Here is a 25,849-nt window from a genome sequence, read left to right on the forward strand (position 1 = left end):
CGAGCCTCGCTGAGCCCTGTCTTGAATGGCCGGGGCACTTTCACATGGGCAGAGGCGTGGCGGCTACCTCAGCGATGGGATTGCGCCGCCACGCCTGGCTGGCTATTGAACCAACATTCAATTGGCGGCGAAAAAGCTCAGGCCCTTGCCAACCGCACAGTCATAGCTGACCGACTGACCCAGCGGCTGGTAGCCAGGTACGCTGAGCGTGGTCATGCTGAAGTCGGCTTTGCCATCGGGCTGAATGCGGTAACGAATGAATTGCTCGATAGGCTTGTTGTCGCGGTCCAGCGTGAAGTGCGTGTCTGAAAACGCCAGCATGCCGTCGGCGGTGATCCGGTACGCATCGATGCGTTTGCCGCCCTTGGTTTTGGACGGCTCGGCGCCCTTGATCGATGAGGTGCATTGACTCAGATCGATCACCACCGACACCGACTCTCCGGTGTTCAGTGCCTTGGTGATGGACGGCAGGTCGGGAAGGGCGTCGCCGGCGAACGCGAGGGCGGGCAATGACAAGGCGATGAGTGCAGCACAATAACGTTTCATGACGTTGAATCTCCAGCAATGCAGAACGACTAAAAAGCGCACCGAGGCAGGGTGTATGCCGTGGCGAATGAGGTCGTTCAAGTCCGGGTGGGTTGAGCACCGCGAACCCTACCACAAGGCTTTTCATCGGTGGGCCGCTCGACGCAGTGGCACGTGCTGTGCCATGCGCACGCCCTTTGAAACCGATGTAACCGGCAAAGAAAATTCGAGAGTGAACGCCGTTATCCTTTTCAGACACCAGCCGATACAAATTCTGGCGCCAATGTCGTCGCCGAAATGAGGAAGAGGTTACGAAATGCTGAGACAACTGAAAATTGCCGTCAGAACGGCCGTCTGCTTTGCGCTGATGGTTGTCATCGTGATCGGCCTCGGCGTTTTCAGCCTTCAGCATTTGCGCGGCATTCGCGAGCAGTCTCTGGAAATCGAGAACGACTCGTTGCCAGGCATCGCGCTGGGTGACGACATTGCGTTGTCGTTCGAGAAGACTCGCACCACGGCAATCAAGCTGTTGTCGACCCGCAACGCGGCGCAGGTCGATCAGGTTCATTCGGAGCTGCTGGAGAAAAAGGCCGGCTTTCAGAAAGCCATCGAGGCTTACACGCCGTTGATTACCTCCGAGGACGAGCGCTCACTGATCACCCAGCTCAACACCCTCTATCAGTCATACGCCGAGCGCGCCGAGCGGGTTTATCAACTGGTCAGGGACAACCAGGCCGAGGCAGGCCAACAGTTGGCCTGGGTGGAGATGAAGAGCATCGCCGAGAACATGGAAGCGCTGGTCGGCAAGCTGGAAAAGCTCAACGATGATTCCGAACGGGAGTCCAGCGCCGCTGCGTCGAGTGTCTATGACGACGCCTTCTCGATCACGCTGACAGTGATGTTGCTGGCGGTGGTACTCACGGTGTTGTTGGCCTGGCGTTTGTCGCGCAGTCTGTCGATGCCGATCAGCCTCGCCGTGCTGACCTCCGAAACCATCGCCTCGGGTGATTTGCGGCCCACTGGCATTGACCGCACGGGCACCGATGAAGCGGCGCTGCTGTTGCAATCCATGGAGCAGATGCGTCAAAGCCTGAGCAAGACGCTGACCCATTTGGGCGATGCGGCCCATCAACTGGCCTCGGCCACGGAAGAAATGAATGCGCTGATCGTCGACAGCAATACCGATCTGGTCGCGCAAAACAGTGAAATCGAAATGGCGGCAACCGCCGTCAACGAGATGAGCCAGGCGGTGGACGAGGTGGCACGTAATGCGGTGGCCACTTCGCAGGAGTCCAAGGCGTCTGCGCTGTCGGCGCGGCAAGGCCAGGAAGAGCTCGATCATACCGTCAGCTCGATCCAGGAGCTGACCCGCAACGTCGGGACCGCGTCCCATGAGGCCAAGTCGCTGGCTACCCGAACGCTGGACATCTCCAAAGTGCTGGACGTGATCCGCGCCGTGTCCGAGCAGACTAATCTGCTGGCCCTCAACGCGGCCATCGAAGCGGCACGCGCAGGTGACGCCGGACGCGGTTTTGCCGTGGTCGCCGACGAGGTTCGTGCGCTGGCGCACCGCACCAGCGAATCGACTCGCGAAATCGAAACCATGATCGGGCACATTCAGCAGGGCACGCAGAGCACGTTGACTGCGCTGGAAGTCAGCTCCGAGCAGGCGCAAAAGACCCGGCAGCAGGCTGAGTCGGCCAACGCGGCACTGGCCCTGATCGCCAACTCGGTCACGGTGATCGATGAACGAAACAGCCTGATCGCCACTGCCTCGGAACAGCAGGCCGAGGTCGCACGCGAGGTAGACCGTAATCTGGTGCGCATTCGTGATCTGTCCGCGCAGTCGGCGGTACGCACTGGTCAGACCGGCAGCGCCAGCCACTCGCTGGCGGAACTGGCCAACGGCTTGAACACCACGTTGGGCCAGTTTACGTTGCGTTGAAGGGGGCACTGCCGTAAGTGTTTTTAAGAGCGGCGCTCGATCTTCGTAAGCAGGCGTGTTGCACCGATTGGCACCCATGAAGCGTCCTGTGGCCGGGCGCTCCGCTGTTGCTCCGACAACAGTGAATGCGCAGTTTGCCCGGCAAGGTCTGCCCACCGACCTGTCGATCTGCCGCTGAAAACCTAGTGGCAGGTGGATCGTCAAACGCCGAGAGCGCCATAAACCGGGCGCTGCAACGATGTTCACCGATTAATAAGGCCGCTCGGGCACGGCCTGTGCACTGCACCTGGGGATCATTATCCTGAGTCTGCGGAGCTACCTCGATGCGCGATGCCGTTCTACACCCGATCACCCGCCGCCTGAGCAAAATCTGGCCCGTCCTGGCGCTGACCTTCCTCTCTGCCAGCCTGAGCGTCACGGCACACGCCGATGACGACCCTGTGCCATCGCTGGCAGGCAAGCGCATCGCGATCAGCATGACCGGCACCAGTCATTACTTCGACATCAAGGCCTTTCAGGCGCAAGTGGATGAGGTCAAGCGCCTGGGCGGCACGCCTATCACTCTGGATGCGGGTCGCAACGACAAGAATCTGGTCAACCAGTTGCAAACCGTGATCACCCAGAAACCGGACGCCGTGATCCAGACGCTTGGCACGCTGAGTGTCATCGATCCGTGGCTCAAGCGAATCAGCAAAGCGGGTATCCCGCTGTTCACCATCGACGCGCCATCGCAGTACAGCCTCAACAACACCACGTCCGACAACGTTGCGACCGGCAAGGCACTGGCCGGACAGCTGATCAAGGATGCGGGCGGCAAGGGCAACATCCTGGTGTTCAATGGCTTCTACGGCGTGCCGGTCTGCGCGATTCGCTACGATCAGCTCAAGCTGGCGCTCAAGGACCATCCCGAGCTGAAGGTCATCGAGCCCGAACTGCGTGACGTCATCCCGAATACCGTTCAAGACGCCTATTCACAAGTCTCGGCCTTGCTCAACAAATACCCCAAAGGCAGCGTGGCGGCGATCTGGTCGGCCTGGGACATTCCGCAATTGGGCGCCAGCAAGGCACTGATCGACGCCGGACGCACCGAAATCAAGACTTATGGCGTGGACGGCACCCCGGAAGTGCTGGAATTGCTGGGCCGTAGCGACTCGCCCATTGGCGCAGTGGTCGCCCAACAGCCGGTGCTGATCGGCAAGACCGCCGTGCAGAACGTTGCGCGCTACCTGGCCGGACAACGTGATTTGCCGAAGGAAACCCAGGTGCCAACGCTGCTTACCACCGCCAATAACCTGCCCGAAGTGCGGCAGCTCAGGGGCGACAACTGATCGGGAGGCACGCCCATGGCGTCAATGACGGTAGCGCCTGCCTTGCACCTGCAAGGTATTTATAAACGCTTCGGTGCCACCCAGGCGCTGGACGGGGTCAGCCTGCGGGTCGAGCCGGGCACCATTCACGGTCTGGTCGGGGAAAACGGTGCGGGCAAGTCGACCCTGATCAAGGTGCTGGCGGGGATTCACACCGCCGATCAGGGCAGCATCAGCCTGGAAGGCCAGTCCTTCGAGGCGCTCACGCCGCGTCAGGTCGAGGCGTCAGGCGTGCAATTCATTCATCAGGAGCGGCTGTTGCCGGGCAGCTTTACAGTGGGCGAAGCATTGTTCTTCGGTCAGGAAATACGGCGCGGACTGTGGGTGGACCGGCGCGCGCAGGAGCGCGAGGCCGCGCGGCTGCTGGACGACTACTTCGCCTTGCAGATCCCTGCCGATGTGCTGATTCGTGATCTGGACAGCGCCCAGCGGCAGATCGTGCAGATCATCCGGGCGCTGATCACCCGGCCCAGGGTGCTGGTGTTCGACGAGCCGAGCGTGTCACTGGTCAAGCGTGAGGTGGACCGTCTGCTGTCTATCGTGCGCCGCCTGCGCGATGAAGGGCTGACGATTCTGTACATCTCGCACTACTTGCAGGAAATCGAATCGCTGTGCGATCAGGTCACGGTGTTGCGCAACGGCCGTGACGTGGCGGTGGTTGACCCGTCGGTGACCACCACCGCGCAGATTGCCCGGCTGATGGTCAATCGCGAAGTGGGAGAGTTGTATCCCCGCACCCGGTCGATTGCCGGATCGCCGGTTCTTGAATTACAAGGCCTAGGGGCAGGGCGCGCCTACCATGACATCAATCTGAGTGTCGGCCGTGGCGAAGTGGTCGGCCTGACCGGGCTGGTCGGATCCGGTGCCAAGGAGCTACTGAAAAGTCTGTTCGGCCTGGTCAGGCCGGAACGCGGCGCCATTTTACTCAACGGTCAGACCCTGCGCCTGAAATCGCCACGGGACGCCGTGCGTCAAGGCATTGCGCTGGTGCCCGAGGAGCGCCGCAGCCATGGCGTCGCCCCGGCGCTGTCGGTGCTGGAAAACATCACAATGGCCAGTTTGGGGCGTTTCAGTCGCGGCGGGCTGCTGGATGCTTCGGCGCAGGTCCGTGAAAGCGAGCGGCTGATCGATGAGCTGGCGATCAAGACGTCCAGCCACGCCAGCGCCGTGAAGTCCCTCAGTGGCGGCAATCAACAGAAGGTTGCTCTGGCCAAATGGCTCAGTCGGCATTCGTCGCTGTACTTGCTGGACGAGCCGAGCGTGGGCGTGGACATCGCGGCCAAGACCGAGATCTATCGGCTGATTGCCCGGCTTGCCGAAGAAGGAGCGGCAGTGCTGGTGCTGTCATCGGACCTGCCGGAACTGCTTGGCATCACCCACCGGATCGTGGTCCTGCATCGGGGCCATATAGCTGGCGAATTCGATGCACGCGCGACTGACAGCGATCAGTTGCTGGCCTGTGCGACAGGCGCGCTAGAAGACTCGCCCCGTACTTATCCGATCTACGAGGAGCCTGTTTATGTCCGGACTTGACGTATCCAGCCGCGCCCCGAGCGGATGGTCGGCAGACTGGCTGCTGCGCCTGGCCCGGCGCGGTTCGTTGCTGGTATTTCTGATCATCCTGCTGGGCTTTGCTCTGAGCGCGCCGAATTTTCTGAGCCTGGGCAACATCAGTAACGTGTTTGCCCAGTCTGCCGTGCTCGGCATTCTGGCATTGGGGCTGACGTGCGTAGTAATAGGCGGTGGCTCGAATGTGGTACGCGGCGGACTGGACCTGTCACTGGCGGCCAATCTCGGATTGTGCGCGGCCGTGTACAGCAGCCTCAACAATGCGGGCTTCGATACATGGCAGGCGATCGGCCTGACGCTGGGCTGCGGTGTGCTGGTCGGTGTGCTCAATGGCGTGGCAGTGGTGTTCGTCAGGTTGCCACCTCTGCTGGCGACCCTGGCGAGCATGAACCTGGTTGCGGGACTGGAACTGGTGTTGACTCAGAACACCGTGCTGGCGACCGACTCGGCGTTGCTGGATGTGCTGGCCACTGGCGAGTGGCTGGGAGTGCCCGCGCTGGCCTGGGTACTGTTGAGTGTCGCATCTCTGCTGTACCTCGTGATCCAGCACAGCGTCTATGGCCTGCGCCTGTATGCAATCGGCGAATACCCGCAGGCGGCGAGAGCTGCGGGACTGGATCCGCGCAGTTATGTGTTTTCCACCTACCTGATAACGGGGGCCTGCGCCGCGGTGGCGGCGTTTTGCTCGGCCGCGCTGTTCAGCGGCAGCACGACAGGTTCTGGCGACATGCTGCTGTCGGTGGTGGCGATCGCCTTTCTCGGCTCGGTGTTTTCGCGACGCCTGACCGCCAATATTCCTGGCACTTTGCTGGCCACGTTGCTGTTGGGTTTTCTCATCAATGGCTTTCAGCTGTTGAACATCTCCAGCTTCTGGGTCAATGGCGTACAGGGTGTGCTGATTCTGCTGGTGGTGGCCTTTTCTGGCGCTGTCGGCCAACCGGAGGGTGAACAATGAGTACGCTGACACTGACGGCTTCATCGGCACGGAGCAGAATTCTGCCGCGTCTGTTGACGGCTACGCTGCCACTGCTGGTGCTGATCATTCTGGTGTTTTTCGCCCTGCAGGCGCCTGGATTTCTCAGCTGGGGCAACTTGTCGAGCCTGGTGCTGAACAACTTTCTGTTGCTGGCGATCGTGGCCATCGGTATGACCTGGGCGGTGGCTGCAGGCGGTATAGACCTGTCGGTGGGCACAGCGCTGGATTTTGCCAGTCTGGCGTTCGTGGTCACGCTTAACGGCGGTCATGGTCTGGGCGCTGCGGTCGCCATTGCGCTGCTGGCCGGTGGTGCAGCGGGCGCGTTCAATGCGCTGCTGATTGCCGGGTCGCGCATATCGCCTTTTCTGGCCACGCTGGGCACCTTGTTCATCGGCACCAGCGTGCAGCAACTGCTGTCGGACGGCGGGCAGCCGATCTATATCGCTCAGGGCGTGTTGCCGGGCATCGGTGCGGTGACTGTCTTGGGCGTGCCATTGCCGGTCTGGCTGGTCGCGCTGCTGGCAGGCGGGTATGGATGGGTGCTCGCGCGCGGGCGTCTGGGGCGCGAGATTCTCGCTGTCGGAACGCAACCGCAGCTGGCGCATTATTCAGGCCTCTCGACCCGGCGCATTGCCGTGCAGGTATTCGTCGGTAGCGCGCTGGCCTGCGCGGTGGCGGGCGTTCTGCTCAGCTCCACGGTTAATGCTTACGTGCCGATGTCGGGTAACGCGTACCTGATCAATGCCATCGGCGCGGTGTTCATGGGCACTACGCTGAGTCGCCTGGGCCGCCCTAATATTCCGGGCACGCTGCTGGGCGTGTTGTTCATTAATGTGATTGCCAACGGCTTGCTGTTGATCGGCTGGAACTTCTATTGGCAACAGGTCGCGACCGGGGCGCTGATTTTTCTGGTGCTGGCGTTCAGTTTCGCCAGCCGCCACCTGTTGCAAAAGGTCGAGTGATTCGCGGCGTCAGGCCTTGCCCGCGCCGTTGCCGATCTGCCAGACGTAGGGCGGTTCGGTGCCGTTGATCCGCCAGTCGCCGACGATGCGTGCCTTGTAAATCAGCGGATTGTGCGACGCCGCCGTGCGCGCATTGCGCCAGTGGCGGTCAAGCGCCTTGTTGACGCTCACGCCTGATGCCCCCAATGCATTGAACAGGTCGGTGGCTGAGCGCAGGACCAGTTCCGAGACGATCACTTGTGCCTTGGCCGTTTCGATCTCGGCGGCAATATTGGCCGCTTTCTCCTGCTGCGGGTCGTTGCCGAAACGCGCGATGTAGGCGTGCTGCAAGGGTTCGGCCGAACGCAGGGTGGCGGCTTCGGCGGCGTAGACCTGTGCCGATATCTGCCCGACCACCTGCTGCACCTGCGCATCCTGACTGACGCTGTCGGCATTGCCGGTGCTGAACACGCGCTTGCGATCACGGACTTCCTGAGCGATGTCGCGCTCCACGGCCCGGCCAATGCCTGCCAGTACCGCCAGCAGCACCAATTGATAAAACGCGGTCTGGTATTTGAAGCGTTGTTCGAAAGGGATCACGTGAGCCGCAGGCAACGGCACGTTTTCGTAAACCGAGGTGCCGCTGCCTGTCGTGCGCTGACCGAAGCCGTTCCAGTCATCGCTGTGGCGCACCCCGGCATGGTGCGCATCGACCACGGCGATCACGTCGGCACCGTTGTCGGCACGCTGCGCATACACGTCGATCCAGTCGGCGAAGATGCTGCCGGTGCTGTAGAACTTGCGACCGTTCAGCACGAAGCCATCGCCTTGACTGCTGACCTTGGTAATCACCTCTCCGATCTTCACCGCGCCCACTTCGGTCCAGCCGTTACCGACCAGATCGCCTGCCACAAAACGCGCAAACCATTGGTCCCGGTCTGCGCTGGCGGGTGCATTCAGGCGGTCCTCAACAAAGGCGAAATGCGCACGCAAGGCCTGCGGAATGTTCGAGTCGGCTTCGGCCAGTTCAATCAGTAACTGAAACAACTGACCGACCGAGGCACCGCCACCGCCATATTCCGTGGGCACGCGAACCGCGCCGAAGCCGGCCTGCTTGAGCCAGGCAATCGGTTCATAGGGCAGGTCGCGTGCCTTTTCCCGCTCGACAGCACCGGCGCTGATTTCACGAAAGATCGGACGGAAGCGGTTGGCGAGGGTTTCGTAGTCGGTCCCCAGCGAAAGGGGGTTGGAGGCGGTGGACAGAGTCATGCAGTGCTCCTGAACGCGAAGAGATCGGCGGTCGGCCGAATGAAGGGTCGTCCACACCGTTGCATACTCTGTGCCTGAATATAACTATTTGAATTTAAACGATATTTTATTAATTGGCGGCTGACGCTGTTGATCGTGCAACAGCGCGCCAACAGCTTGCCTGTAAACCGCACAGCACACTGTGGTGATCTGGCTTCGCAACTCATTGATCTGCTTGAATTTCCGCTCATGGCACGTTCGCTGCTATGGCTCCAGCGACCCCTCTCGATGGAAGCCTTCATGCTGCATTCACTGCCTCAAGCGTTATTGATTCAGGCTCAGACACGCGGCAGCCAGACGGCCCTGCGTTACAAGCAGCTCGGCATCTGGCGAACCCAAAGTTGGGTCGAGCTGGCGCGGGACGTGGACCGCCTGGCGGCGGCATTGCAGCTCAAGGGCTTTTCTGCTGCGGATAAGCTGGCGATCATCAGCGAGGCGAGGGCGGAGGCCTTGTTACTGACGTTGGCGGCGCAGACGCTGGGCGGGCGCGTCATTCTGGCCGAACCCGATGCGGACAATCGTCGCTGGCTGGCGTCGTTGAAACCCCGTTATGCCGTGGTACAGAACCCTGAAGGCCTGGTGCAGTTGCACGATGCCGCGCCCGGCGTAGTGATCATTCTTGATAAGCGAGGATTGCACGACACGCACCACATGCACCTGATCGACTACGCCGCGCTGCTGAATCAGGCGGTTACCAGCAGCGTACGGCCAGTCATCAATGAGGCTGATTGCGCTTTTGTATGTAGAGAGGCGGCTGGCCAACCACCGGACCAGCTGACACATGGCGACTTGCTGAGCGGCGCCAGGCAACTGGTGCAAGCCCACGGCATTACGGAACGGGACGAAGCACTGGCCGCCCGTGTGTTCGCTGCCAGCGGCCAGGCGCGCTACTTGCTGGCCCCTTGGCTGGTTGCCGGTTTCTGCCTGAATTTTCCGGAGGCGCTGAGCACCCGAGACAACGACCGCCGCGAACTGGGGCCAACGCTGGTGCTGGGTACACGCCATTCCTATGAGCGGCTTGAGCTTTGGGCACGCGAGCGCTTGCCCCTGCCGGGGACGATTGCTCATCGGCTTTATCACTGGGCGATGGCGGCGGATCCTGGCGTCATCCGGCGCAAGCTCGGCTATTGGCTGATCCGTCGTCCGTTACTGGATGTGTTGGGCATGAGTCGTCTGAGCAAACCCTTGTTGGCGGGTGAAAGGTTGACGCCGCAAAGCGAGGCCTTCTTCACCGCGCTGGGGATCGTACCTCGTGAAGTGGGCGCAGCTACTCGCACCGCGCAGCAAACTGATGGGGCGTTTGCTGACTATCGTCCTCCCGTGCGGCTAGGGGTGTCTTCATGAGCGCGACCACTGCTTCAACTTTGTTGGCGCTGGACAACATCAGCCTGTCGTTCAAAGGGGTCAAGGCCGTTACCTCGATCAGCTTCTCGGTCGCTGCCGGCGAGATATGTGCACTGATCGGGCCCAATGGTGCGGGCAAGAGTTCGCTGCTCAATGTGATCAATGGGGTTTACCGGGCGCAAAGTGGCTCGATTCACTACGCCGGCACGACCCGTACCCGCATGCGTCCGCATCAGGCGGCTGAAAGCGGGATCGCCCGCACGTTTCAGAACATCGCGCTGTTCAAAGGCATGAGCGTGCTCGACAACGTGCTCACCGGTCGCAACCTCAAACGTCGCAGCACCTGGCTTGAGCAGATGCTGCGCGTGGGGCGTGCGCCTGCCGAGGAGGATGAGCAGCGCGGGCATGCCGAGCGGGTGATCGAGTTCCTACGGATTCACCCGTGGCGTCATGCGTTGGTCGGCAAGCTTTCCTACGGGCTGCAAAAACGGGTGGAGCTGGCGCGGGCGCTGGCTGCCGAGCCACGCCTGCTGTTGCTGGACGAACCCATGGCGGGCATGAACGCCGAGGAAAAGAGCCAGATGAGTCAGTTCATCCGCGATATCAATCGTGAACTGGGCACCACGGTGGTGTTGATCGAGCACGACATTGGCGTGGTCATGGACCTCAGTGACCATGTGGTGGTGCTGGATTACGGTTGCAAGATCGGCGACGGCACGCCGGAGCAGGTCCGCAATGACCCAAGCGTGATCGCCGCCTACCTGGGCTCCCGTCGCACCTCATCGAAGGAAGGCCGATAACCATGGAGTTCTTTTTCGAGGTGCTGATTGGCGGCCTGCTGGCCGGGGTGATGTATTCGCTGGTGGCGATCGGTTTCGTGCTGATCTACAAGGCGTCCGGGGTGTTCAATTTCGCTCAGGGCTCGATGGTGCTGTTTGCAGCACTGACCTTTGTCAGCCTGCTGGAGCGCGGCTTGCCGTTTGGCTGGGCGTTTCTGGCCACGCTGGCGAGCATGGTGGTTCTGGCGCTGCTCATCGAGCGAGTCGTGCTGCGGCCGTTGGTCAACCGTCCGCCGATCATCCTGTTCATGGCCACGCTGGGTCTGTCGTACATGATCGAAGGGCTTGCGCAGGCGTTGTGGGGCGCGCAGGTTCACGGCCTCGACCTGGGGATCCCCGACGAGCCGCTGGAAATCCGCGGCATGCTGCTGTCGCAGTTCGCCCTGTTTGCCGCAGGCACCGCCACGCTGCTGGTCATCCTCCTTTCCATTCTGTTCAACCGCACGCGCATCGGGCTTTCACTGCGTGCCGTGGCTGACGATCCCTTGGCGGCGCAGGCCGTCGGCATCCGCCTGCCGCGAATCTGGGCGGTGGTCTGGGCCGTTGCCGGCTTCGTCGGTCTGGTGGCCGGGCTGCTATGGGGCGCAAGGCTCGGCGTGCAGTTTTCCCTGTCGCTGGTGGTACTCAAGGCGCTCCCGGTGCTGATCATCGGCGGCTTCTCGTCCATAGGCGGAGCCATCGTCGGTGGCCTGATCATCGGTGCCGCCGAAAAGCTCGCCGAAATCTACATCGGGCCAATTATCGGCAGCGGCATCGAAAACTGGGTGCCTTATGTGCTGGCCCTGTTGTTTCTGCTCGTTCGTCCCGCCGGCCTGTTTGGCGAGCGGGCCATCGAGCGCGTCTGACTCGCACAAGAGGAGTATCGCGATGCTTTATCGAGAAGCCGGACAACTGGCCAGCTCCTATGCTGCCGAGCGGCGGATCTTTCGTCTGCGTCAGGATCGGGTCGCATTGGTGACTCTGCTGGTGCTGGCCTTTGTGGTGGTGCCGCTGACCGGCAACGACTACTGGTTCGGCGCGATTCTGGTGCCGTTTCTGGTGCTGTCGCTGGCGGGCCTGGGGTTGAATCTGCTGACCGGGTACGCCGGGCAACTATCGCTCGGCTCGGCGGCGTTCATGGCCGTCGGTGCATTCGCTGCTTACAACCTGCAACTGAGGGTGCCGGGCACGCCGCTGTTGCTGGGCTTCATGTTTGGTGGGCTGGTTGCGGCCGCCACGGCGCTGGTGTTCGGGCTGCCCAGCCTGCGCATCAAGGGCTTTTATCTGCTGGTGTCGACGCTGGCAGCGCAGTTCGTCGTCGAGTGGGTGCTGACCCGGTTCAGTTGGTTCACCCATGACAACGCCTCCGGCGTAATCACCTCGCCACCGCTGATCGTGGCGGGACTGGATTTCAGCTCGCCGCAAGGCCGATACCTGTTGACCCTGACGCTGGGGGTGGCGCTGTTCTGGCTGGCCAACAACCTGATCCGCGGCGAGTTGGGCCGGGCCTGGATGGCAGTGCGTGACATGGACACCGCCGCGGCGGTGATCGGCATTCGGCTGGCCAAAGCCAAACTGCTGGCGTTTGCCATCAGCGGTTTTTATCTGGGCATTGCCGGTTCGCTGTGGGCGTTTGCCTATCTGGGCACGGTGGAACCGCATGGCTTCGACCTGAGCCGGTCTTTTCAGGTGCTGTTCATCATCATTATTGGCGGGCTGGGCAGCGTGTCCGGCAACTTTCTCGGTGCCGCGTTCATTGTGCTGCTGCCCATTCTGCTCGGGCATTTCAGTGCCGTGTTACCAGCGGGTCTGATTGACTCCGGGCAGCTGGAAAATATTCAAAAAATGCTCTTTGGCGCTTTGATCATCACCTTTCTGATCAAGGAACCCGAGGGGCTAGCGCGTTTGTGGCAGCGCTTTCGCCAGCGCGCACGATTGTGGCCTCTGCGCTACTGAACACCTGTCGCCGAATAGCCGTTCAACCCGTACTCCAAAACCATTGTTTGTACCTCTCAAGGATCTGCCTATGAAATCCCGAACGTTCGTCGTGCGCCTGATGCTGGGCCTGGCTCTGCTGGCGTCTGGTCTGAGTGCAACCGCACAGGCCGCCAACGAGCAATATTTCCCTCTGCAAAGTTATCGGGTCGGGCCCTATGCGGCTGGCGGCACTGGCTTCTTTGGCGGCTTCATCGACTATCTGCAATACGTCAACGCCAACGGCGGCGTGAATGGCGTGAAGCTGACCTGGTCGGAATGCGAAACCGAATACGTGGTGGAGAAGGGTATCGAGTGTTACGAACGCCTCAAAGGTGGATTGAACGGCGCGCCGGCCGCCGCGACCAACCCGCTGTCGGTTGGCATCGCCTACGCTACGCTGGAGCGCTCCACCGCCGACAAGCTGCCGCTGATCACTATCAATCACGGTCGCACCGATTCCACTGACGGCAGCGTGTTTCCTTACGTGTTTCCCTTGCAGCTGAACCCGTATTCGGAAGTGTCAGCCATCGTCAATTACATCGGTCAGCGCGAAGGTGGGGCCGAGTCGCTCAAAGGCAAGAAAATCGCCGTGCTCTATCACGGTTCGCCCTATGGCAAGGAAACCAACGGCGTATTGGAAACCCTGGCCAGCCACTACGGTTTTGAGCTGACCACGCTGGAGGTTCCGCACCCCGGCAATGAGCAGCAATCGCAGTGGCTGAACATCCGCCGTCTCAAGCCTGACTGGGTGATTCTGCGCGGTTGGGGAGTGATGAACCCGGTGGCGTTGAAATCCGCGCAAAAGGTTGGTTTTCCTGTGGATCACATCATTGGCAATATCTGGAGCAACTCCGAGGAAGACGTGATACCCGCTGGCGCTGCCGCCAAAGGCTTCATCGCGATCACCACGCACCCCTCCGGCACCGGGTTCCCCGTGTTGCAAGGTATCAAGACGGCCGTGCTGGACAAGGGGCAGGGCAATCTGGCCGATGCGAAACGGTTCGGCACGGTGTATTACAACCTCGGCGTGGTGAACGGCATCCTCAATGTCGAGGCGCTGCGTATCGCCCAGGCCCGCTTTGGCAATCAACCACTGACCGGCGAGCAGGTGCGCTGGGGCTTCGAACATCTCGATATCAATGATGCGCGCTTGCAGGCGCTGGGGGCCAAAGGGCTGGTGCAGCCGTTGAAACTCTCCTGTGCGGATCATGAGGGCGGCGGCGCGGTGCGTTTCCAGCAGTGGGACGGGCAGCGCTGGAACCTGATCAGCGATTGGGTGCAGGCCGACCGTGCATTGTTGCGACCGATCATCGAAGCCTCCGCTGCGCAGTACGCCAGGGAAAAAGGCATCACCCCGCGTAACTGCAGTCAGGAGCAATAACGTCCATGAGTCACATCCCGCTTGCCACCACGTCTGCCGATCCGCTGCTGTCGGTGGACCAGATCGAGGTGTTCTACGAGCAGTCGATCCTCGCTCTGCGCGGGATCAGCCTGCAGGTTCGACAGGGTCAGATGGTGGCGTTACTGGGTGCCAATGGAGCAGGCAAAAGCACCACCCTCAAGGCGATTTCCAGCCTGGTGCGCGCCGAACGCGGTGAGGTGGTCAGTGGCCGCATTCATTATCAAGGCGAGTTGATCACCACCTGTGATCCTGCGTTGCTGGTGAGCAACGGGCTGGCTCAAGTGCTGGAAGGCAGGCATTGCTTCACCCACTTGAGCGTCGAACATAACCTGCTGATCGGCGCGTTCGTGGCCAAACCTTCGCGGTCTGAACTCAAGCAGCGGCTGGAAAAGATCTACGGTTACTTCCCGCGGCTGAAGCTGCTGCGCAAGCGGTTGACGGGCTATACCTCGGGCGGCGAGCAGCAGATGGTCGCCATCGGCCGGGCATTGATGTCAGAGCCACGCCTGCTGTTGCTGGACGAGCCGTCCATGGGGCTGGCGCCGCAGGTGGTCGAAGAGATCTTCGACATTCTCGGCCGTCTGAATCGTGAACAAGGCCTGAGCCTGCTGGTGGCCGAACAGAACATCAGCCTGGCGCTGGAGCATGCGCACTTCGGTTACGTGTTGGAGAACGGACGCGTCGTTGATGCTGCACGCGCGGCAGTGCTGGCCGGGCGCGAGGATCTTCATCACCACTATCTGGGAGCCGCCGTGCCTTGAGGGCGCGGCTGTTGGTCCAGCAACAGCGATCGAACAATCTGTTCAAGTAAAAGCTGATCCAGCTTTAGATTGTTCTCATAAGTACATGATTACTAAGCAAAGTGGTATTCAGGCACGCACTGTGCAGTGTCCGGGTCATACGCGTTGATCTGCTTTCAACCTGCTGTCGACCATCAGGAAACTGCCCATGACTCAAGCTGTTGCAAAACCGCCCAAGGCGCACGTCATCAAATCGGATGCTGAAGCCCTCGAGATTGCCAGAACCCTGGCAGTGCACTTTGCCGAAGAAGCGTCGGTGCGTGATCGCGAGCGTCGCTTGCCGGTTGCGGAACTGGACGAATTTTCCGCCAGCGGCCTCTGGGCGATCACCGTGCCCAAGGCTTATGGGGGTGCCGGGGTGTCTTACGTGACCGTTGCCGAGGTGATCAAGATCATCTCGGCTGCCGACCCGTCGCTGGGACAGATTCCGCAAAATCACCTGGGCATACTCGACATCCTCCTGCAGACCGGCACCGAGGAACAGAAGCGCCATTATTTCGCCAAAGCACTGGCCGGGTACCGTTTTGGCAACGCCTTTTCGGAATCGAAAAGCAAGAATGCCGGAGCCTTCCAGACCCGCATCCGGTTCGAGGGCGGCGAGGCGGTTGTGGACGGCGAGAAGTTTTACTGCACCGGCGCTTTGTTCGCGCACATCGTGCCCGTGGTCGGCGTCGATGAGCAGAACAACGCCTTCATTGCCTTTGTCGAGCGTAACAACCCCGGCCTGACCATCATCGACAGCTGGGATGGTTTTGGTCAGCGCACCACTGCCAGCGGTGGCGCGGTATTGAAAGCGGTTCGGGTGCCGGCCAGCGCAGTCATTCCCGCGCACCGAGCGTTCGATGAACCCACCGCTCACGGCCCGATCTCGCAGATCATCCAGGCGGCGGTGGACACCGGCATCGCTCACGGTGCATTCGAGGAAACGCTCAAGCATGCGCGACTGGCGCGACCGTGGATCGACAGCCAACAGGCGTTCGGCTGGCAGGACCCATTCAGCCTCGCCGCCGTTGGCGACCTGCAATGGCGCCTGCACGGCACCGACGCGATCCTCACCAAGGCCGCGCAAGCCATTGACCAGGCGCTGGCGGCTCCGAGTGAAGACAGCGTCGCGCAGGCCTCGGTGGTGGTCGCCCAGGCCAAGGTGCTGTCGGCGGAAATCGCCTTGCTGGCCAGCAGCAAACTGTTCGAACTGGCCGGCACCCGGTCGGTGCTTGGCTCGCTCAACCTGGACCGTCATTGGCGCAACGCCCGGACCCACACCCTGCACGATCCGGCGCGCTGGAAATATCACCTGATCGGCAACCGCGTACTCAACGGCATCGCGCCGCCGCGCCATGCCTGGAATTGATCGAGGAGCCTTCCCGTATGTCGCTTTTACCCCAATCCCATCCCGTCATCGCCGTGCAACTGGCGGTTGCCGCCGAGGACCTGAACCATGCCCGCCGGGGGTTGCAGCAAACCCTCGATTATCTGCGCGAACACGGTCAGCCGTGGGCGTTCAGCGACGTGCAGCGTGTGGTTGATGATCCTTATGTCATTGGCAAGGTGGGCGATCTGCAGATTCGCCTCGATCTGGCTGCCGCGCTTCTGGAGCGTGCCGAGGTCTTTGACGGCTCGCTCGAACAGCGGTTGATCGCCAGCACCGAAGCCGTCATTGCCAGCGCCAATGCGTTGCAGGCGGTCGACAATACCCAACACGAACTGACCGGCCAGCGTCAGGCCTTGCCCGTGCAGAGCGAACGTGAACCGCTGCGTTGGCATTATCAGGTGCTCGGCAACCATCGCCTCAACGGCGTAGCGCCGCCTCAGCTTCAGGAGTGACTGCATGTCCCGTCAAATTCGCCTCAATGCCTTCGACATGAATTGCGTGGGCCACCAATCGCCCGGCTTGTGGGCTCATCCGCGAGACCGCTCCTGGCAATACAAGGATCTGGAGTACTGGACCGATCTGGCGAAGATTCTCGAGCGCGGCAAGTTCGATGGGCTGTTCATCGCCGACGTACTGGGTATCTATGACGTCTACCAGGGCAACGGTGAGGCGGCGATTCGCCAGGCCACGCAGGTTCCGGTCAACGACCCTTTGCAACTGATTCCGCCGATGGCGCTGGTGACCGAGCATCTGGGTTTCGGCCTGACGGCCTCGTTGTCGTTCGAGCACCCGTATCCCTTTGCCCGGCGCCTGTCGACCCTGGACCACCTGACCAAGGGCCGGGCAGGGTGGAACATCGTGACTTCGTACCTGGAAAGCGGCGCGAAGAACCTGGGCCAGAAGACCCTGACCGAGCACGATGCGCGTTACGATTTTGCCGAGGAGTACCTGGAGGTCTGCTACAAGCTTTGGGAAGGCAGTTGGGAGGAGGGTGCGATTCTGCGCGATCGCGAAAGGCGCGTGTTCAGCGATCCCGGCAAGATCCATGAGATCCGCCATGTCGGCAAGCACTTTCAGGTGCCTGGCATCCATCTGTGTGAGCCCTCACCGCAGCGCACGCCCGTGCTGTACCAGGCGGGCGCATCCAGTCGCGGCAAGCAGTTCGCTGCCGAGCATGCCGAATGCGTATTCGTCGCTGCGCCGTCCAAAGTCCTGCTGAAAAAAACCGTTGCCGACATCCGTCGCCGCACTGCCGAAGCGGGGCGGGATCCGTCCAGTGTGCTGATCTTCAACCTGCAGACCGTGATTCTTGGTGAAACCGATGCCAAAGCCAAAGCCAGGTTCGAGGAGTACAAGAGCTGGGTCAGCTACGAAGGCGCAATGGCGCTGATCTCCGGCTGGACCGGCATCGATTTCAGCCGGTTCAGGCCCGATGAGCCGCTCAAACACGTGCACACCAACGCCATCCAGTCGGCCGTGGAAACCTTCTCGACCGCAGACCCGGACACGATCTGGACGCCACAGGCGCTGGCTGACTGGGTCGGCATTGGCGGTTTCGGACCGCTGTTCGTCGGCAGTCCGGAAACCGTTGCCGACCTGTTGCAGGAGTGGGTCGAGGAAACGGACGTCGATGGCTTCAATCTGGCCTACGCGTTGACCCATGAAACCTTCATCGATGCGGTCGAATTGCTGGTTCCAGAGTTGCAAAAGCGCGGCGTCTACAAGACCGAATACGCCCAGGGCACACTGCGCGAAAAGCTGTTCGGTGCCGGTCCGCGTCTGCAAGCGCCTCATCCGGGCGCGGCGTTTCGCGATCTGGCAGCGCTTAACCGCGCGCGCGAGCCACAAAGCGCTTGAGTCACAGGCGTCGCTGCGCAGTGTCTCAAGCATCAGTGCCTGACTGACACTGCGCAGTCGATCGGCTATCCCTGCAACTCCGCGCACCAGCCCGTTCGCATCAGCCTTGGCGCAGGTCAATGCGTCGAACCGGCACCTCGTTAGACTCCTTCTGCGTATCAGCTCCCGCACTCGACCCAAAGAACCACCCAATCGTATGTCCTGCGTCCTGCGTCCTGCGTCTTGCGAGGCAGTGCGGTGTCGCGTCACAGATTTATCTGGCTAACCTTTGAATCGTTGAGCGGCTTAAACGTTTTACCTATGCCTGCCGCACGGTCTGGCTTCGTTACGCCGTGCAGTGGTTTTGATCCTTCATGAACAGGAGTTCTCATGAAACCCTCGATGCCGAGCCGTTCCAGCCTGGTCGCGCTACTGGTCACCTCTGTTTTCACATTGACCCCGGCCTTGGCCAAAACATCGTCCGCGACCGCAACAGACACCTTCGCCGCACTGGCGGTGGTCAAGCCGGTCAGCGCCTGCACTGCACTGACCCAGGTTGATCTTGAGGATATCGGCGGCGCTGGCAGCCGCGTGACTTCAGTCAGCGAGTCGACACGCGAGAACGTAGCGGTCTGTGTCGTCGAAGGCCTGCTGGCTCCGCAGATCGGCTTCAGGCTGGAATTGCCGACCACTACCTGGGCGCAGCGCTACCTGCAGGTCGGTTGCGGCGGTCTGTGCGGCCGCATCGACATGAAGGCCGGGGCTGCGCAACACTGCCAGCCGCTGCGTACCGGCGCGTTCGCGGTGGCCTCCACCGATATGGGCCACAAAGCAGCCGACACCTCGTTCGGCGACGACCCACAGAAACGTGCGGATTTCGCCCACCGTGGCATTCACCTCACCGCGTTTGCGTCGAAAAAGCTGATCAACGCGTTCTACGGCCAGAAGGCGAAATATGCCTACTTCACCGGCTGTTCCGATGGCGGTCGTGAAGCGCTGATCGAGGCGCAACGTTACCCGGAAGACTTCGACGGAATCATCGCAGGCGCTGCGGCGCTGAATTTTCAGGTGCAAAACGCGCTTTATCACGCCTGGATGGCGCGCTCCAACACTGGCCCGGATGGCAAGCCGATCATGCTGGCGTCTCGTCTGCCGATCCTGCATAAGGCGGTGCTGGCACAGTGCGACGTGCTGGACGGACAGATCGATGGCCTGATTGCCGAGCCCAGACTCTGTCATTTCGATCCGGCGGTGGTGCAATGCAAGGCCTCGGCGGATGCCGGCAAATGCCTGACATCTCAGGAAGTCGAAACCATACGGCGTTTCTACGAGGGCCCGAAGGATCGGGTCAGTGGCGAACGGCTGATAGTGGGCGGTCCGCAACCAGGCTCTGAGCTGGCGTGGGCAGGTGTGTTCGTGCCGGTTGCTGCCGACCAACCGATCTTCAGCGAAAAGATCGCCATGGAGTCCATTCGCAATCTGGTATTCGAAAGGAATCCAGCGGCGGATTTCAAACTGGCCGACCTGCGTTTCGACGAATCCACCTTCGAGCGGCTACGGCCGCTGCATGCTCTGTATGACGCCACCAATCCTGACCTGTCGTCATTTGCGAGCCGTGGCGGCAAGTTGATTCTCTGGCACGGTTGGGCTGATCCGCACATTTCGCCGCTCAATACGCTGGCCTATCACGAAGCCATCGAAGCGCGAATGGGCAAAGCAAGAGCCGAGTCATTCGAGCGGCTGTATATGCTGCCGGGTGTCTACCATTGCGGCGGCGGGGAAGGTCCGAGCCAGATCGATTTGCTGACGCCGGTCATGGCCTGGGTCGAGAAAGGTCGGGCACCGGACGCAATCGTTGCCCGTCAGGATCGTCCTGACAAGGGCATTGGTTTTGGCGCGCCAATCGCGAATGACACCAGGCCTGCAACAGCGAACTTGCCCGCGTTCATGACCCGGGAAGACGTCTCCAACCGGGGCCGTACCCGTAAGGTGTTCCCGTATCCCTTCATGGCTGAGTACGATCACAAGGGCTATTCGAAACGGGCCAACAGTTACCAACGCTCGGAACCGCTGACCACCGACAAGACGCCGAAGTGGATGGGCTCCGGATTCTTCCAGCCTTATGCGCCCATGCAGGGTCAGTCGGACTGATCTTGCCGGTGGGCGTGGACTTATTTTCGAAGGGGATTTTTCTGGCGCTGCGGTTGGGCTCGCAGCGCTGGCCTCTTCGCGGGCGAGCCTGCCCCTACGAAAAGCCATTCTTCCATGCACCTGGCAGTACCGGCAGCTTTTCACCTGATAATAAAAAACCCCGTCAATCGGGATTGACGGGGTTTTCAAGAGTGGAGGCCGAGGTCGGAATCGAACCGGCGTAGGCGGATTTGCAATCCGCTGCATAACCATTTTGCTACTCGGCCTCAAACATCCGATGCATTACCGCTGCATCAAACGTTGTAAACTTTTTAGAAGAAAAGATTTTTTCTTTGTCTTCCAACCCATTGAATCTAAAGGGTTTTTTTCAATCCCCTAGTCGGGAATGGACGCAATTCTGTACTGGTTCGAATGGCATGTCAAGAACGAGGCGAAAATAATTCGCTCTGAGCCGCAAGCCACGGCGCGTCAACGTCTGGGTTTCGCAGGCTGGCCGCGGACAGAGAATCTTCGCGGCACTGTCCTTTATCAGGGACGGCTCGCGTCATCATCGACCCACGACCCACGCTATCGAGCCCAACGTATGGAGTTCGTGAGCAGCAAGACTCAACCCCGCTTTTCAGCTGGACATCCGCATGCGACGTTCTTCACGCAGTTGTTCAAGTTCCGAGGGGGTGCGGGCCAGAAGCCTGAGCGCGAAATCGTGAGGGGTCGTGTCGCGTTCCTGTGCAGCCCGCAGGAACGCCGACCGGGCGTGCTCGGCGCGACGTTCGCTGATGAACAGGCCACCAGGGTGACGGCTGAAATTGGCCAACTCCTGCTGCAACTGTTCGTTGCGACGAATGAAGATTTCCAGCGCCTGGCTGATCTGGGTGTCCGTAAAAGGCATGTGTTTCTCTCCCTGAAATTATTGACCGAGACCTGTATCGGCAGTGTCATCTGAAAGTTGTGTGCAGTTCGTCGGGATGACCGCATGCTGCCTTTATTACGGTGTGTCGTATCACGTTCGCGCCTGGGCCATTTTCTGGTCCAGGGCGGCGCTGAAAATGTCTTCCAGCGCTTGCGCATGTTCATCGGTCAGGGCATTCAGGCAATTTAGCCCGGCCACAAATCCTTGCGTCATGCCCCCGGCGGTTGCCAGTTCGAGCAGGCCTTGCGCCGTCTCGATCTGGCGCAGCAGGCTGGCGGCTTCAGTTTTAACGGCTGACGGGATGTTCAGTGCTTCGAGGGTCAACACGGCGACCTCCCTGAATAGTGATGGCTTGAGCGTCCCGCTCAGCTTAACCCCTCATGAAACACGTTCCAATGTCAGACCTGGCAGTTACCGAGTGATCAACCCGGATGACACAGCGTCTGAGCTGAAAGGTTTTCACTGATCGCGGCAATGACATGGGGCGGTAATTGCTCGAGCACAAGAACGTGGGGTGTTTCAAACACCTGCAGTATCGGAGCGCATTGTCCATTCAATCTGGCCGACTCTGCTTCCAGTGCTAATATGTTCTTCGCGTGATTCGCTGCGATTTCACTGAGAGTTGACACGGTGCATCTCCTGATAATGACCTGCGCATCGCTGCGTTCGTAAAAGAGGTGCCGAGCCTCAGAATGACAACCTTCTGACGCTGACAGAATCTGCTCTGCAAGCCGTGAGCCAGTCAGCGTACCGGTTGGCGGTATTTTTCATTCAGGGTCTGCATAAAGTGGTGTTGTGTCGAAAAACCGGGAACCTGGCGATTTAAAAAACGAGACCACGAAAAAACGCTCAGCGGTGAGCATGGAACATCTAAAAGTGAAGAGGTGGGTAACGAACTTCAGGTGATGACTGGCAACAAAACAGCGCGACGTTGGTCTATTCTCGACGAAACGGTCCGATCAGCAGAGGTCTTGCGATGTACTCAAAGCCCGATCTACAACGAACGCTTGAAACAGCTTTCCTGCCTTCCAGATGCGAATGTGTCATCACCGGGAGCGAGAGCCTTTCAATCAAGCTTTTCCACCCTGAATCAGGTGATATGCAGTTGTATGTAACGGGAATGCCCCTGGCGGATCTGGACACCAGCAGATCCATAGCGCGGTTGGTGCTCTCGCTGAAAGAGCAAAGGGACCTGATGGGGCAGATGGAGCTTTCGATGAAACGACTGGCATAGGCAGAAACGTAAAGGGCCTGTGCGCAAGCCCTTGTTTCATGGTGCTCTGAGCCAGCTGACACTCGCCCGGGCATTAGAAGTTTTTTCTCAGCTCGCTTTTAGATACCGTATTCAGTTCTGGCACATGTAATGTGCCTTGACGCAGTCGAGGAGTGCCTTGGCCTGTGTGTGCGGACGTTTTTAAGCGTCCAGGGTCAACGGCCTCCTGCCCAAAAGGTGCGTCGTCGCCCCTATTCTGATGACGAGATTTATCAAAAACCTTGAAGCCTCTGATTGCCAGGTCGGCCAAAGCCACATTCGCAGCCTTGTTAACGGTATGACTTGGAAAGTCTGGCTTGTCATGAGGCGAGCGGGCCAGTGACTCGCATGTACCGTCAATTCAATGACAGGCGCTGCTGTCGTGAAAAGCACAAACGATCAATCCGGTTAATAAAACTATAGCGCCACTATCACTACAGGTTTCCAGCCTTTTCTGATCAGGTCATTTAACGGGTGATAACTGATTGCCTGTTTCTCGTACTCGGTTTTAGGTGATTTTTTGTCATTCGAAAAAAAACTGCTGACATTTTTTTATAATCCAAAAAAATTGGAGGTGTACAGCGGTAATAGATTTGCTAATGCCATCAGCCTGGCGCCGAGCTATACATAAAGTGAGTAAAATATCGGTCATAACCACATCGCTAAATAATTAATCCTACCCTTTTATGATGCTTGAAGCGTACCCAATATCCGTGCGCCATTATCACGATTCTGTGGCGCAGGTGATCCGCAAGGAGGTATTTGTCTGCAGGACCCTAATAAGGGGAATGACTATGGAATAGCGCTAAAGTGGGGAAAATGAAGAGGTCGCCAAGGTCGAGCCACTGCTATTGAATGGGCATAAGAAATCCGATGCGAGGGGGCCGACACCGGATCCGCTAGAAAGCCCGCTTTGGACTCAAGTGCTTAAGTCAGCAGCATTACGCTCAGTGGCGGGCTTGGGTGACACTCCCCTCATTGCCGATGCTCCATCGGGTGGCAATAAACTGGAGAGGCGACAGCGTCTGTTACCGGGGCTCCGCACAGGCTGATGACACTATTAGTAGATTGTCTTTGGAACTGGATGCCTTGTAGGAGCCACGCAGCCCATAAAGGAAGCGCAAAAAGCCGAAATGGATGTTCTTATCCACTTGGTACGGCAAACACTTAAGTGCCCTACATGACCTGTTAAGGTGAGCAAAATGAAAAACATGAAACGCCTCAATCGCGCCATCTGCATTGCTTTCTTTCCATTTGTAGCATTGGCTGGAAATGCTTTCGCGGACTCAGACGCTGGCTCAGCCTCCGCAGGGAATAGCAGCGCACAGAGCGCGGCTGACCAGCGTGCTGCCGCTGAGGCTGCTGGTGCCGCAGCGAATAATCCGCCATGCACATTCATTGTTGGAAAAGGTCTGGTCTGCGATTAAGTCGGCTGGCGAGCCTGTAATGAAGACACGCTTGGCAGGTGACCGAAACTCATTCTCCCTCTGACGCCTGCATTGAAGAAGACCCTGACTTTCAGGGTCTTTTTTCATTTGGCAAAAAAGTAGTCACCGAGCCAGAGCGCTTCTTCAAATCATTGCCGAGGCTGGCTTATTGTACGCGGCAAGCCTGCGCAAGCTTGGCGGATTGCTCAGTCCATCAGAGGTGGCCTCAAGACCGGCGGCGACGCGTACGAGCGTGTGAGTGCCGAGCTGCGTGAAGAGTATGAGACGCAGCGAAAGCGCTCTACGAGCGTATCGCTGAAACGACCAAGATCGGTGACGCCAGCGAAGCGTCTTTGGCTGGATTGTCAGACCGGTTGTCCGGGGCACCGATGTTCGTCGATGATATTTTAAAGTGCTGTTTTTGCATACAGTATTTGAGATGGAGCGGTCTGGGGAGTGTTGTTCGTTAGCAGGACGCCGGGAAATGAGTTTTCAGAAATTGCGGACCACGACTGTTTTTGCGGACCAAAACAAAAGGGCCTACTGAGCAAAATGCCCCGTAAGCCCTTGATATATATGTGGTGCCCCGAGCCGGGGTCGAACCGGCACGTCCAGAGGACGAGGGATTTTAAGTCCCTTGCGTCTACCAATTTCGCCATCGGGGCGGTAGCGCCAAGAGCGGGGAATATATACATCTCGCCATCGCGAAGCAAGCGCGCAGGTGCTTGAAGTGGAACAGAATGTGGCCTGGCGGCCCTGAAAATTTTCCCGATAAATCATGGAGCTACGCAATACGCCGACAATGACAGTGCAAGAGGGCGCTCGTGTTACAGGACGCGCATTGATGATTGTCAGTGACGAACGCGAATATCGGCATCCGCTGTGAACTCGGCAGCGTTGGCCGAGCTGGCCAGGCTGCGGAAGCCCACGACCCACACCCAGGGATTTTCTATCCATGATTCATTGCCGTAGACGTTCTGCCAGTAGGTCGCAAACGCGATGACAGGGGTGGCGCTCAGGCCCGATCTGGGGGCTGGCAGGTAGTTGGCATAGTACGTATGCACACCATCATGAACCGCCGAGAAACCCTCGGCCTGGGCTTGCTCGTCGGTGATGTCGCGCAGGCGTTCGATATGTACCTGAGTGATTTCGATCTCTACCCGAGATGCCCGGCGCGGCATGGTGACGGCAGGGCGCAGCCACCATCCCGCTTGGGGGTGATCGCGACTGAGTTTTTGATAGTCATCCGGCATGGTAAATCGGTAGTCGCGTCCGGTTTGCTGTGTAAGGTCTTTGAAACGCCAGGCCTTACGCTGCTTGATCCGCTCCTGACGGGATTCCCAGATGCCATAAGCGTAAAAGTCTTCTTTGAGCCAGAGCCGTGTCCCCGGCTCTCCGTAGGGGCATGCTTGCGTAGGCGTGCCCTTGATGGGTTTGCGCATGACAGTCTTTTTGCCATTAAGAATGGCATTGGCCATGGCGGCGCTGAAAATAATCGATCGTTTCACTGTTGCTGACCCCTCAGCACTGAGTGTGGAAAACACCGCTCCCGCATTTCTTCGGATATTTTGCACCTTTTCGAGCGTCGATCCGATAAGTGCCAGTTGAAAACCTGCCGCTTATGTAGGAGAAAAGCACCATGCGTCATCAGAGATGATTGCAGGCGTTTCAGGCGCTGCCCACACCGTGACAGGTGACCCTTTCTGGCAGTCTGGAACATTTTATCGAAGGTTTCACGTTGGGAATTTGATTTTCAAGGCGGGGATGGACGGTCAGGGCCATGAGCGATATAGGTACAAGGTTGAAGCAGGAACGCAAGCGGCTGGGGCTTTCACAGCGCGAACTTGGACACTTCGGAGGCGTTGCCGCCAATGCACAGGGAAAGTACGAGAGTGGGGAACGGGTACCCAAGGCTGATTACCTGGCCGC

The 25,849-nt window shown here is 59.5% G+C and carries 24 protein-coding genes, 2 tRNA genes and 1 pseudogene; 19 read left to right on the top strand and 8 right to left on the bottom strand.

What is annotated here, in order from left to right:
* Positions 1 to 117 precede the first annotated feature (117 nt).
* The gene (locus tag BZK31_RS14060; protein WP_083183578.1) at positions 118 to 546 is read right to left on the bottom strand and encodes a VirK family protein; all 429 of its coding nucleotides are present in this window, start codon (positions 544 to 546) and stop codon (positions 118 to 120) included.
* A 295-nt stretch (positions 547 to 841) separates the two neighbouring features.
* Between BZK31_RS14060 and BZK31_RS30595 the strand changes: the two are divergent.
* The 6 genes and pseudogenes from BZK31_RS30595 to BZK31_RS14085 form a co-directional block, all read left to right on the top strand.
* Positions 842 to 1,609 (top strand): annotated as a pseudogene (locus tag BZK31_RS30595) (MCP four helix bundle domain-containing protein); the annotation flags it as partial.
* 129 nt (positions 1,610 to 1,738) lie between these two features.
* Positions 1,739 to 2,470: a methyl-accepting chemotaxis protein gene (locus BZK31_RS30600; protein ID WP_425273298.1), complete on the top strand. Its 732-nt coding sequence runs from the start codon at positions 1,739 to 1,741 to the stop codon at positions 2,468 to 2,470.
* 323 nt (positions 2,471 to 2,793) lie between these two features.
* Complete coding sequence (locus tag BZK31_RS14070; protein WP_083183580.1) at positions 2,794 to 3,798, top strand: sugar ABC transporter substrate-binding protein; 1,005 nt, start codon at positions 2,794 to 2,796, stop codon at positions 3,796 to 3,798.
* 15 nt (positions 3,799 to 3,813) lie between these two features.
* Complete coding sequence (locus BZK31_RS14075; RefSeq protein ID WP_083183581.1) at positions 3,814 to 5,370, top strand: sugar ABC transporter ATP-binding protein; 1,557 nt, start codon at positions 3,814 to 3,816, stop codon at positions 5,368 to 5,370.
* Positions 5,357 to 6,361 (top strand): ABC transporter permease, encoded by a 1,005-nt coding sequence (locus BZK31_RS14080; RefSeq protein WP_083183582.1) that lies wholly within the window; start codon positions 5,357 to 5,359, stop codon positions 6,359 to 6,361. The genes BZK31_RS14075 and BZK31_RS14080 overlap by 14 nt, the downstream gene beginning before the upstream one ends.
* Positions 6,358 to 7,344, top strand: a complete 987-nt coding sequence (locus BZK31_RS14085) for an ABC transporter permease (protein ID WP_083183583.1) — start codon at positions 6,358 to 6,360, stop codon at positions 7,342 to 7,344. The genes BZK31_RS14080 and BZK31_RS14085 overlap by 4 nt, the downstream gene beginning before the upstream one ends.
* A 9-nt stretch (positions 7,345 to 7,353) precedes the next feature.
* Here BZK31_RS14085 and BZK31_RS14090 read toward each other — a convergent pair whose 3' ends face one another.
* Positions 7,354 to 8,592, bottom strand: a complete 1,239-nt coding sequence (locus tag BZK31_RS14090; protein ID WP_083183584.1) for an acyl-CoA dehydrogenase family protein — start codon at positions 8,590 to 8,592, stop codon at positions 7,354 to 7,356.
* 279 nt (positions 8,593 to 8,871) lie between these two features.
* Between BZK31_RS14090 and BZK31_RS14095 the strand changes: the two genes are divergently transcribed.
* From BZK31_RS14095 to BZK31_RS14140, 10 genes are all read left to right on the top strand, one after another.
* Positions 8,872 to 9,975 carry an AMP-binding protein gene (locus tag BZK31_RS14095; protein ID WP_083183599.1) on the top strand — a complete coding sequence of 368 codons (1,104 nt, stop codon included), beginning with the start codon at positions 8,872 to 8,874 and terminating at the stop codon, positions 9,973 to 9,975.
* Complete coding sequence (locus tag BZK31_RS14100; RefSeq protein WP_083183585.1) at positions 9,972 to 10,775, top strand: ABC transporter ATP-binding protein; 804 nt, start codon at positions 9,972 to 9,974, stop codon at positions 10,773 to 10,775. Before BZK31_RS14095 ends, BZK31_RS14100 begins: the two co-directional genes overlap by 4 nt.
* Positions 10,776 to 10,777: 2 nt before the next feature.
* Positions 10,778 to 11,659: a branched-chain amino acid ABC transporter permease gene (locus BZK31_RS14105; RefSeq protein ID WP_083183586.1), complete on the top strand. Its 882-nt coding sequence runs from the start codon at positions 10,778 to 10,780 to the stop codon at positions 11,657 to 11,659.
* Positions 11,660 to 11,681: 22 nt separating this feature from the next.
* The gene (locus BZK31_RS14110) at positions 11,682 to 12,749 is read left to right on the top strand and encodes a branched-chain amino acid ABC transporter permease (protein WP_083183587.1); all 1,068 of its coding nucleotides are present in this window, start codon (positions 11,682 to 11,684) and stop codon (positions 12,747 to 12,749) included.
* Positions 12,750 to 12,819: 70 nt separating this feature from the next.
* The gene (locus BZK31_RS14115; protein ID WP_083183588.1) at positions 12,820 to 14,151 is read left to right on the top strand and encodes an ABC transporter substrate-binding protein; all 1,332 of its coding nucleotides are present in this window, start codon (positions 12,820 to 12,822) and stop codon (positions 14,149 to 14,151) included.
* A gap of 5 nt (positions 14,152 to 14,156) precedes the next feature.
* Positions 14,157 to 14,933, top strand: a complete 777-nt coding sequence (locus tag BZK31_RS14120; RefSeq protein WP_083183589.1) for an ABC transporter ATP-binding protein — start codon at positions 14,157 to 14,159, stop codon at positions 14,931 to 14,933.
* 187 nt (positions 14,934 to 15,120) lie between these two features.
* Positions 15,121 to 16,323: an SfnB family sulfur acquisition oxidoreductase gene (locus tag BZK31_RS14125; protein WP_167377962.1), complete on the top strand. Its 1,203-nt coding sequence runs from the start codon at positions 15,121 to 15,123 to the stop codon at positions 16,321 to 16,323.
* A 17-nt stretch (positions 16,324 to 16,340) separates the two neighbouring features.
* Positions 16,341 to 16,796, top strand: coding sequence for an acyl-CoA dehydrogenase (locus tag BZK31_RS14130; RefSeq protein WP_083183591.1), 456 nt, complete (start codon positions 16,341 to 16,343; stop codon positions 16,794 to 16,796).
* Positions 16,797 to 16,800: 4 nt separating this feature from the next.
* On the top strand, positions 16,801 to 18,201 hold the full coding sequence (locus tag BZK31_RS14135) for an LLM class flavin-dependent oxidoreductase (protein ID WP_083183592.1): 1,401 nt from the start codon (positions 16,801 to 16,803) through the stop codon (positions 18,199 to 18,201).
* Between the two features lie 369 nt (positions 18,202 to 18,570).
* Positions 18,571 to 20,331 (top strand): tannase/feruloyl esterase family alpha/beta hydrolase, encoded by a 1,761-nt coding sequence (locus BZK31_RS14140; protein ID WP_083183593.1) that lies wholly within the window; start codon positions 18,571 to 18,573, stop codon positions 20,329 to 20,331.
* Between the two features lie 192 nt (positions 20,332 to 20,523).
* Here BZK31_RS14140 and BZK31_RS14145 read toward each other — a convergent pair.
* From BZK31_RS14145 to BZK31_RS29460, 4 genes are all read right to left on the bottom strand, one after another.
* A tRNA-Cys gene (locus BZK31_RS14145) sits at positions 20,524 to 20,597 on the bottom strand.
* Positions 20,598 to 20,950: 353 nt separating this feature from the next.
* Positions 20,951 to 21,220, bottom strand: coding sequence for a DUF6388 family protein (locus BZK31_RS14150; RefSeq protein WP_083183594.1), 270 nt, complete (start codon positions 21,218 to 21,220; stop codon positions 20,951 to 20,953).
* Between the two features lie 111 nt (positions 21,221 to 21,331).
* The gene (locus BZK31_RS14155) at positions 21,332 to 21,568 is read right to left on the bottom strand and encodes a hypothetical protein (protein ID WP_083183595.1); all 237 of its coding nucleotides are present in this window, start codon (positions 21,566 to 21,568) and stop codon (positions 21,332 to 21,334) included.
* 95 nt (positions 21,569 to 21,663) lie between these two features.
* Complete coding sequence (locus tag BZK31_RS29460; RefSeq protein WP_157900736.1) at positions 21,664 to 21,870, bottom strand: hypothetical protein; 207 nt, start codon at positions 21,868 to 21,870, stop codon at positions 21,664 to 21,666.
* A 347-nt stretch (positions 21,871 to 22,217) separates the two neighbouring features.
* Between BZK31_RS29460 and BZK31_RS14160 the strand changes: the two genes are divergently transcribed.
* Together BZK31_RS14160 and BZK31_RS14165 are read left to right on the top strand one after the other, a co-directional pair.
* Entirely contained in the window at positions 22,218 to 22,475 is a 258-nt protein-coding gene (locus BZK31_RS14160; protein WP_083183596.1) for a DUF1652 domain-containing protein, read from the top strand.
* 1,220 nt (positions 22,476 to 23,695) lie between these two features.
* Entirely contained in the window at positions 23,696 to 23,920 is a 225-nt protein-coding gene (locus tag BZK31_RS14165; RefSeq protein ID WP_083183597.1) for a hypothetical protein, read from the top strand.
* Between the two features lie 579 nt (positions 23,921 to 24,499).
* Here BZK31_RS14165 and BZK31_RS14170 read toward each other — a convergent pair.
* Positions 24,500 to 24,585, bottom strand: a tRNA-Leu gene (locus BZK31_RS14170).
* 186 nt (positions 24,586 to 24,771) lie between these two features.
* Complete coding sequence (locus BZK31_RS14175; protein WP_157900737.1) at positions 24,772 to 25,428, bottom strand: ASCH domain-containing protein; 657 nt, start codon at positions 25,426 to 25,428, stop codon at positions 24,772 to 24,774.
* Positions 25,429 to 25,700: 272 nt separating this feature from the next.
* Here BZK31_RS14175 and BZK31_RS14180 point away from each other — a divergent pair.
* A partial coding sequence (locus BZK31_RS14180; protein ID WP_157900738.1) for a helix-turn-helix domain-containing protein occupies positions 25,701 to 25,849 on the top strand: 149 nt, incomplete at its 3' end.

Source organism: Pseudomonas floridensis, from assembly GCF_002087235.1.
In the GTDB taxonomy this organism is placed as follows: Bacteria; Pseudomonadota; Gammaproteobacteria; order Pseudomonadales; family Pseudomonadaceae; genus Aquipseudomonas; species Aquipseudomonas floridensis.

What these genes read in the sequence shown, in the direction of transcription:
- BZK31_RS14060 (WP_083183578.1), bottom strand. Translation starts at nt 546, where the DNA reads ATGAAACGTTATTGTGCTGCACTCATCGCCTTGTCATTGCCCGCCCTC.
- BZK31_RS30600 (WP_425273298.1), top strand. Translation starts at nt 1,739, where the DNA reads ATGGCGGCAACCGCCGTCAACGAGATGAGCCAGGCGGTGGACGAGGTG.
- BZK31_RS14070 (WP_083183580.1), top strand. Translation starts at nt 2,794, where the DNA reads ATGCGCGATGCCGTTCTACACCCGATCACCCGCCGCCTGAGCAAAATC.
- BZK31_RS14075 (WP_083183581.1), top strand. Translation starts at nt 3,814, where the DNA reads ATGGCGTCAATGACGGTAGCGCCTGCCTTGCACCTGCAAGGTATTTAT.
- BZK31_RS14080 (WP_083183582.1), top strand. Translation starts at nt 5,357, where the DNA reads ATGTCCGGACTTGACGTATCCAGCCGCGCCCCGAGCGGATGGTCGGCA.
- BZK31_RS14085 (WP_083183583.1), top strand. Translation starts at nt 6,358, where the DNA reads ATGAGTACGCTGACACTGACGGCTTCATCGGCACGGAGCAGAATTCTG.
- BZK31_RS14090 (WP_083183584.1), bottom strand. Translation starts at nt 8,592, where the DNA reads ATGACTCTGTCCACCGCCTCCAACCCCCTTTCGCTGGGGACCGACTAC.
- BZK31_RS14095 (WP_083183599.1), top strand. Translation starts at nt 8,872, where the DNA reads ATGCTGCATTCACTGCCTCAAGCGTTATTGATTCAGGCTCAGACACGC.
- BZK31_RS14100 (WP_083183585.1), top strand. Translation starts at nt 9,972, where the DNA reads ATGAGCGCGACCACTGCTTCAACTTTGTTGGCGCTGGACAACATCAGC.
- BZK31_RS14105 (WP_083183586.1), top strand. Translation starts at nt 10,778, where the DNA reads ATGGAGTTCTTTTTCGAGGTGCTGATTGGCGGCCTGCTGGCCGGGGTG.
- BZK31_RS14110 (WP_083183587.1), top strand. Translation starts at nt 11,682, where the DNA reads ATGCTTTATCGAGAAGCCGGACAACTGGCCAGCTCCTATGCTGCCGAG.
- BZK31_RS14115 (WP_083183588.1), top strand. Translation starts at nt 12,820, where the DNA reads ATGAAATCCCGAACGTTCGTCGTGCGCCTGATGCTGGGCCTGGCTCTG.
- BZK31_RS14120 (WP_083183589.1), top strand. Translation starts at nt 14,157, where the DNA reads ATGAGTCACATCCCGCTTGCCACCACGTCTGCCGATCCGCTGCTGTCG.
- BZK31_RS14125 (WP_167377962.1), top strand. Translation starts at nt 15,121, where the DNA reads ATGACTCAAGCTGTTGCAAAACCGCCCAAGGCGCACGTCATCAAATCG.
- BZK31_RS14130 (WP_083183591.1), top strand. Translation starts at nt 16,341, where the DNA reads ATGTCGCTTTTACCCCAATCCCATCCCGTCATCGCCGTGCAACTGGCG.
- BZK31_RS14135 (WP_083183592.1), top strand. Translation starts at nt 16,801, where the DNA reads ATGTCCCGTCAAATTCGCCTCAATGCCTTCGACATGAATTGCGTGGGC.
- BZK31_RS14140 (WP_083183593.1), top strand. Translation starts at nt 18,571, where the DNA reads ATGAAACCCTCGATGCCGAGCCGTTCCAGCCTGGTCGCGCTACTGGTC.
- BZK31_RS14150 (WP_083183594.1), bottom strand. Translation starts at nt 21,220, where the DNA reads ATGCCTTTTACGGACACCCAGATCAGCCAGGCGCTGGAAATCTTCATT.
- BZK31_RS14160 (WP_083183596.1), top strand. Translation starts at nt 22,218, where the DNA reads ATGTACTCAAAGCCCGATCTACAACGAACGCTTGAAACAGCTTTCCTG.
- BZK31_RS14165 (WP_083183597.1), top strand. Translation starts at nt 23,696, where the DNA reads ATGAAAAACATGAAACGCCTCAATCGCGCCATCTGCATTGCTTTCTTT.